Here is a 6647-nt window from a genome sequence, read left to right on the forward strand (position 1 = left end):
GGTAGGCAAACACGTCTTTCCGGGTAGGCAAACACGTCTTTCCGGGTAGGCAAACACGTCTTTCCGGGTAGGCAAACACGTCTTTCCGGGTAGGCCTTCTCCTCGTAAAAACGGCTTGCTAATAGGTTTCTAATATGTTTTTAATCCGCGCGAGGGCTTGTGGGCAACTTTCGCCCTGTGGCAAAGGCACCCAAAAATAGACCCCCTCTCGGCTTCGCCGGGGGGGTAGGAAGTAGCACCCAAAGACGCGAACTCCGCGCCTTGTAAAACGGCTTCTGCTTTGCTAAGAATTGGTGCCGCTGCGCGGCTTTGTTCTCAAAACGCGAGTCATCAGCAGTGAAAAGGCATAGGCTTCGCCACGCGGCAAACACGGTGCAGATGCGTAGGCAGCAGGTCTAACATCAGGGGCTACGCCCCCGATACCCCCTAGAACGCACTAAAACAAGGGCTGCGCGGCCTTTTGGCGTTTGGCTAATGGGTAGAGTAGGGTAATGGCAACAAATGGCTTGGTGGGCTTGTGAAGCTTGAAAAGATACGCCAAAGCTTTGTTGTCGCCTCTTGGGATCGCCCAACAGTGTCGGAGCCGATTCACTCCCTGCCTGAAACAACCGCGCTCATGTTTGCTCCACTACGCGCCTGAATTCTGAGACAATCAGAATTGTATTGTCTGAATATACAGACAATAATCATTTAGGAGAGGTTCCCATGACCATCGCCACCATGAACAGCCGCACTTTTGCCCGTGATGCGACGGCCATCAAACGGGCCGCAATGCAGGGGCCAGTCATCATCACCGAACGGGGAAAACCGGCATTAGCGGTACTGTGCATTGAAGAGTATTACCGGCTGACCGGTCAAACCGGTGGCCCTAGCCTGCTGCAAGCCATGCAGGGCATTGCCGCACCGGAGGATGTGGTGTTGGATTTGCCCGAACGTGCCGGGGGTGCTGAACTGCTACGCCGCATCCCTTGCCTGGACGACGATGGTGGGGTGCTTTGATGTATTTGCTCGACACCAATGTGCTGTCAGAACTGCGCATGGGCAAGCCCCAGCCCAACCGCCAAGTGCTGGAGTGGGCCAGTAGCGTGCCACTGGGAGCGCAATACGTCAGCGTGATTTCGTGGATGGAGATTGACATTGGCATTTTGCGGCTGGAGCGGCGCACACCGCCCCAAGGGCAGGCCCTGCGCGCTTGGCTAAGTGGGGTGCGCGGCCTGTTTGCTGGACGCACCCTGACCATTGACGATGTGGTGGTGCAGCGCTGCGCCCGGTTGCATGTGCCCAACCCGGCACCACCCCACGACGCGCTGATCGCCGCCACAGCCCTAGTTCATGGCCTGACGCTGGTCACGCGCAATACCGCAGACTTTGCCGGTATGGGGGTGCAGGTGCTCAACCCTTGGGAGTCGCTGTAGAAAGTCAAAAAAGCACTGGAGATCAAGGATGGATCAAACCTAGTGGACATCCAACAACCATCCAGCGCCAAGAAAAACGACCCTGAAAATTGGTCGAAGGACACGGCATTCCGCCCACCGCTTCCTCCTTCCTGCAAAGTACGCATCAACACGGGGGAACAAGTCCCATCCGGGGGAAAAGATGGGGGAACAAACTACCCGTTTTGACCAGTTGGCATTGGGTAGTTCGAAGCCAGAGCAAGCAACCGAAGTGGAGCTAGCAGTCGCCACGGACTGGGCCAACGGTCTGCAGCTAAGTCGGGGTTTGTGGTTCGACCCCCAAGTCCTTGTGACCACAGGGCTGTTGCCTGCTTTAAATTCCCTTTTCTACAGCGACCCCACTATTGGCAGGCTCGGTGGCATGGCTGAAGAAAGATTTCCTGTAGCCAACTTATTAAATAACTTCAATTTTATTGGATTTCAATAGTAATAGTTTGTCTAGTGAAGTAAGTATTTGGATGAATTGATTTGCCCATTTTGTGTTGGATTCATTACCAGCTTTTTTCATTAGTAATTCTTGAATAGTTCTTTTTTTTGCGTCTTCTATCTCAAATGGCTGAATTTTTCCGTTCATATCAACAGAAAAGTTCTTAAACCATTTTGGATTTTCTTTGTGTATTTCTATAATCCATTCAGGAGGAAATAATCCCTCAATGGAAAATCCAGTTGGTAGAGATATGAAATCTTTGTTTGCCTCGAATGGGATTTTTTTCTCTCCAAAAAATCCCTGCAAAATTTTTCTTACTCTAATGCCTGCGTCATCGCCATCAATAATTGTGATGACGGCACGTTCATTGTTTATAATGTAATAGTTTGATTTCATAAAAGATTCAATGCCAGAAACCCCATCTAAATCCATAAATTCACATTGACGAGCATACTCCAACTCATTATTGCTTGCTGGTATTTTTTCTAAGACCCATTTGAATATTTCTCTATCTGACTCTCCTTCTACAAAACAGTTATATATCCCTAGATTAAAATAGTCACCAAATTTAACTCCCAATGAATTTCTTATAGATTCGGTTGCTTTTGTGTAGGTTTTATATTTTATGAATCTGGTATTTTTGTTCTCGTCTATTGTTGTTCCGATGGTGTTTGTTGGATTTTTGCTAACAAATGCAAGAGCATGAGTTGATAATATAACTAACGATTCTTTTTGTAAGTTATTTATTATCTTCTCGCAAGAGGTTGCTAATTTTGGGTGCAGATATGATTCAGGCTCTTCTATTAGCCATATTACTGATTTTCCCTTTTTTATTTCTTCTTTTGTAATCCATAAAAATGATGATAACATGGTTGTTGATTGTATGCCCATTCCTTTTTTACTGATTTCAGTTGTCTCTGGGTCTGAAATATTTAATGAGAAGCTTGATATTATTTTTTCGATTGAATTATCTGGGATTGATATTTCGATCTTTAAATTATCAATGGCCGCCTCTGTTAGTTGGTTGTTAATGTTTGATGAAATTTCATTGAGCTTTGATTGAATTAGTGTTGTTTTTTCTTGGAGCTCATCTGCAATTTTTGATTTTATGAATGGAAGTAGAAGGGTTTCGTAGAGACTATAAATATTCTTTGATGACGGAATATAATGACAAATAAATTGATTGAGAAGTATGTTTATGGCGTCAGATTCTTGTTTTTTTAAAGTTGCTTGATATTTATTTTTTGCTTTTTCGTTAGGGAATATTTTATATGTTGGAGTACCATTTTTTGAAAAGTAAAGATATATTTGAAAATCAGTGGTTGGTTTTTTTGTGATTTCAAGATAGTTGTGCATCTCTTTGTATATTTGATAAAATTCTTTGTCCTCACCTTCTGGATTTCCTGTGAAGCTTCCTATTAGTACGGTTTGTGCGCCCTCTGATCCAAAGGTTAGGTCATTTTCTGTTGTGTAATTTAATTTGTTTTTGAATCCAGTAAAAAACATTTCTATTGCACGAAGGATATTTGTTTTCCCTGTATTATTGGGGCCGACAATGGTAGTTTTTCCGTGAAAATCAATTTGTTGTTCGTTTTTAATGGTTCGAAAATTCTTAATTCGAATGCTTTTTAGTTTCATTGGCGTATTATCTCCTTGTAAATAATGAAATTTGTATTTAATTAAAAATAAATTAGTGTAATGAAAAATAGAATTTTTTAGATTGGTGTGAAAATTTTTCGTTCATTAGCTGGTCAATAATTGCGATTAGATTAGTTAGTTCTTTCCGCTCTAGGCGGAGGTCAAGGTTGACTGTGACCCGCGAATCCGGTCCCCCGGTGTCCGTCTTGCCCCCTTAACGCAGGGACTAATCACGCGACCATTGCTGGCAGTTTTTTAGGAGTTGCTTCCAGAGAACACACGCTGGGCGTGCAGTCTCACCTTTTCCTCTATGTCTGGCATCTCTGCTGCGGCTAGGAGCATGGCTTCTGCAACGAGGCTTATGTCGGGTTTGTGCCCATTTAATGCCTTGCGCATGCGCTTTTGCACTGTCACTACAGCTTCGAAGCCGGGTTGAGGTACCCGGATTTTTTTCGTGCCGTCATCTTCAAAAACAAGTTTTTCAAGATTTCCGGCGCGGGCTTGGTAGAGCCCATCTTCCATTTCTGTTTTCATCTTTCCTTTCATTAACCCACTTTGAATAGTTGGGAGCTATTTCCACTTTCGGCTGTTGCTCGGTGTGGGTTCCTGTCAGATTTAGCAAGTGCTCGGCTCTGATGCCTGAACAGGTTTTTTGACTACCTTGGGTGTCTCCAAATACGCTTTGGCTGCGCCCTTGTTCACCATGAAGGCCCAATACCAAGGGGTGGTATCGGCTTGCGGCACAAGACCCAGTTGTGGGGTTTCGCGTCTCAAACGCTCTTCAGTTGTGCTTTTTTCAGTCTAGCGGCTTTTTGTTGGCTTCCTTTCATGCGTTTTTCTAGGGTGTCTATTTTTCGCTCTAGCTGTAACGCTTTGATTCTGTTGCTTTCAGCTTCCAGTCTGTGCGTTTCTACCCATTCTTGACTGTTGGCGGTGGCAATGGCGATGGCATTTTTGATCTCTGCATCTATTCTTGCAGATTTCGCGGCCAGTTCTTGGCGTTGTTTGGAGAGTGCTTTTTGAGCTTTTTCTGTGGCTTCGTCTTTTTGGGCTTCCAGTGCTTGAGCGAGGCGGCCCGATAGGACTGTGCCTATGGTGATGCCTAGCACGGTGCCTACGAGTAGGCCCACGCTGATAGTGGGCCAGACGGCGGGCCAGCCTTTGGCTTGCATGGCCCATGTGTCGCCTACGAGGATGGCAAGGCCGTGTGTGCTGGCCCAGTCGTTGACCATGTAGGCGGCTACCAAGCTCACTCCCAGCGCGGCGATGAGGAAGATGAGGTTCATCGGAGGTAGACCTCGGTGATGTCGGGGCGGAAGTGCCCCATTTCTTCAGAGACTATGGTGAGGGCTTGGCGGTATTCGTAGCCTGAGCCTTGTAGTTCATTCATGCGTGATTGGGCATATTGGTGTCGCAATCCGTGTGCCCCGGTGCTCCAGCCTAATGTTCGTTTGCTGGCTGCGCTGAATGAATTGCTCCATTTTTGTCCACCACCTATGTCGTAGTGGGATTCGTATCTGACTTCACGGTCAAACACGGTGCGCGGTGTATCTAAGCGGCGTTCTTCCAGCTTTGCTGCCAGTGCTTTATCGAGGATGACTTCTCGGCACAGTCCGCCTTTGCCTTCTACGGTGTAGACAGCGACATGCTGGCGGCCAGTGAAGCGGTCGTCTCTGTAGGGACGGTGTGTGTCGGCGGGTCGTTCTGTGACGGGGCGTAGTGTCAGCAGCTCATGCGCTCTTAAACCTGCGGATTCTGCAATGTGCGTTGCGAGGGCATTTTTCTCCGATTGCGCGTTTGCCACCATCGTGACTTGGGCATGGGTGTAGGCCCGGCTTTTGAGAACTTGCTCTTTTTCGCTTTTGATGACTTCAAGGTTTTGACCAAGCACGGCTTGGATGGCTTGCCGGTCGAGGTCTAGGGTTTTTTGCCCGACTTCTTGGCTGCGCATGGCGAGATAGCGCTCGGCTTTTTCTTTGGTCAAGCTGCGCAGGTCGCCTAGTTTTTGCTCTTGGATGAATTGCGTTAAGCCTGTGAGTGCCTGTTCGTAGTTTTTTTCTGTCCGTACGCTGGACAACTTTAGGGACTGTGACGCAAGAGCAGCTTGTTTTGCTGCGCTGCGGAAGCTGGTCTTCTTAGCCACCTTCGTTCACCTGTTTGTCGGGTGGGGCTAGCTCTGGCAGTTTTTGTAGGTAGCGCCGCACGCTGGAGGTGTCCATCTTTATGCGCTTCTTTGTTCGCAGCCATATGGTCAAGTCTGCGAAGCTGCCTCCTGCTTGGCGCAGTTTGACCAGTTCGGCGCGGTAGGGGGTCAGGCGTGAGCGGCCCCAGGTGCGTCGCCGCTTGGCTGCTGCTCGGTGTTCGCGCACGGCAGCGAGGGCAGTTGCTGGGTCAAAAGGTGCAGCAGAATTTTGAGGCATTCTTTTTGAGGCGTGTAACTTAGATTTATCTAGCTGTAGTGCGCCCCGCTGGGTACATTTTTAATATGTACCCAGCGGGGCGCTGTTTCGAGAAATAGCCTCACCATTATGGCGAGCTTTGTGCCACTTTGCCACCCCTATTCCGGCCCAAGCCGGAATAGGGGTGGTTTGGTTTAAGATACATACACGTATAACGTGTAAAGGAATAAACGATGCACAAAAAGATGACGATCACCCTCGATGAGGCGGTGTATGAGGGGCTGTACCGGCGCGTGGGTCGCCGCAAGATGAGTCAGTTCATTGAGGATTTGCTGCGTCCGCATGTGCTCGATACGGCGCTCGATGATGGCTACCTGTAGGGACTTGCATTTGAAAAGCGTCAGGCCTGCATTCAGCGCATTTCTGGGCCAACATTAACTGCGTCTATCAGCGCCCTCAGGCCAGCATTAAGTGCAACTGAACTTGCGTTTGACGGCGCAGGCCTGCATTGCATGGCCGCCGGCCAACATTAAGTGCAACTACCGAGCCTTCACCAACCCGCCTTGAACGCCTCCTTTAAATCGGCAGTCCAGCCATCTGAAGCTCTGCACGCAGCTCGGCTGTGCGTGTGGGATCGAGCTGGTTGGCGAACAGGGCTTTGATTTCAGCCGGCTTGGCGTTGAACTGCTCCACCAAGTCCTTGATGCGGTAGCCGTGGCGCGTCAAGGT

The 6647-nt window shown here is 48.3% G+C and carries 8 protein-coding genes; 3 read left to right on the top strand and 5 right to left on the bottom strand.

From position 1 onward, the window contains the following. The first annotated feature begins 705 nt into the window (after positions 1–705). Positions 706–999 (top strand): type II toxin-antitoxin system prevent-host-death family antitoxin, encoded by a 294-nt coding sequence (locus BMX55_RS15890; RefSeq protein ID WP_177172936.1) that lies wholly within the window; start codon positions 706–708, stop codon positions 997–999. Continuing rightward, on the top strand, positions 996–1415 hold the full coding sequence (locus BMX55_RS15895) for a type II toxin-antitoxin system VapC family toxin (RefSeq protein WP_218144524.1): 420 nt from the start codon (positions 996–998) through the stop codon (positions 1413–1415). Before BMX55_RS15890 ends, BMX55_RS15895 begins: the two co-directional genes overlap by 4 nt. 433 nt (positions 1416–1848) lie before the next feature. Here BMX55_RS15895 and BMX55_RS15900 read toward each other — a convergent pair whose 3' ends face one another. The 5 genes from BMX55_RS15900 to BMX55_RS15920 form a co-directional block, all read right to left on the bottom strand. Then, positions 1849–3519, bottom strand: a complete 1671-nt coding sequence (locus tag BMX55_RS15900; RefSeq protein ID WP_091459401.1) for an ATP-dependent nuclease — start codon at positions 3517–3519, stop codon at positions 1849–1851. Between the two features lie 255 nt (positions 3520–3774). Beyond that, positions 3775–4053 carry a hypothetical protein gene (locus BMX55_RS15905; protein ID WP_143059706.1) on the bottom strand — a complete coding sequence of 93 codons (279 nt, stop codon included), beginning with the start codon at positions 4051–4053 and terminating at the stop codon, positions 3775–3777. 236 nt (positions 4054–4289) lie between these two features. After that, a complete protein-coding gene (locus tag BMX55_RS15910; RefSeq protein WP_091459405.1) occupies positions 4290–4805 on the bottom strand; it encodes a hypothetical protein in 516 nt (171 codons plus the stop codon). Then, the gene (locus BMX55_RS15915) at positions 4802–5596 is read right to left on the bottom strand and encodes a site-specific integrase (RefSeq protein ID WP_218144525.1); all 795 of its coding nucleotides are present in this window, start codon (positions 5594–5596) and stop codon (positions 4802–4804) included. Before BMX55_RS15915 ends, BMX55_RS15910 begins: the two co-directional genes overlap by 4 nt. A gap of 58 nt (positions 5597–5654) precedes the next feature. Further along, entirely contained in the window at positions 5655–5939 is a 285-nt protein-coding gene (locus BMX55_RS15920; protein WP_091459410.1) for a hypothetical protein, read from the bottom strand. A 212-nt stretch (positions 5940–6151) separates the two neighbouring features. On the opposite strand from BMX55_RS15920, the gene BMX55_RS15925 reads away from it, so the two are divergent. Next, on the top strand, positions 6152–6298 hold the full coding sequence (locus BMX55_RS15925) for a hypothetical protein (protein ID WP_218144526.1): 147 nt from the start codon (positions 6152–6154) through the stop codon (positions 6296–6298). Positions 6299–6647 lie beyond the last annotated feature (349 nt).

Origin of the sequence: Giesbergeria anulus (assembly GCF_900111115.1) — a bacterium.
GTDB lineage: Bacteria > Pseudomonadota > Gammaproteobacteria > Burkholderiales > Burkholderiaceae_C > Simplicispira > Simplicispira anulus.